Raw genomic sequence first — 555 nt, 5'->3', positions numbered from 1 at the left:
ATTCCGGCCTGAGTAATTTAAAATGATCATGCAGGGAGAAGCCCAGCAGTTCCATTTGATCATAGGCATCAATAAGAAAAGAATGTGACAACTCCGGCAGGTCAAAATCCCGGTGGGGCGGTTTAAACAGCAACGCCTGTCCTGTAGCGGTCTTTCCCTTATTCAGTTTAAAATAGGCTTTCCACAGCAGGTGATGTTTATCTACCCCGGTAAACCTGAAGGCATCGATCTTCAGCAGGATACTCAGCTGTTCAATGGAAATGGGCACCCGGTCGATAAAATCATCAAAGGATCTAAAGCTTCCGAAGAAATTGCGATCCTCTAAAATGCGCTGCACCACTTTTATCTCCAGCTCCTTAATATAGCCCAGCCCCAGGTAAATGTCCTTCCCGCAGATCACCGTGTGGTGGTCGCTTTTGTTGATACAGGGCGCATGTATCCTTCCGCCGCATTTCCGGATCTCCTGAATATAGGTTTCCACATCGTAGAATCCGCCGCCGTTGTTGAGGCAGGCTACCATAAATTCCAGCGGAAAATAATATTTAAGGTAAAGAC

General features: G+C 46.7%; 1 protein-coding gene. It reads right to left on the bottom strand.

Annotated elements, in window-relative coordinates; all coding sequences use genetic code 11:
* Positions 1-555, bottom strand: a 555-nt coding sequence (locus tag HC175_RS16890; RefSeq protein ID WP_445326498.1) for a helix-hairpin-helix domain-containing protein, incomplete at both ends; no start/stop codon positions are given.

Source organism: Salinimicrobium oceani, assembly GCF_012037645.1.
The sequence above is the reverse complement of the archived record's forward strand: the minus strand, read 5'-3'. Positions and strand labels throughout refer to the sequence as shown.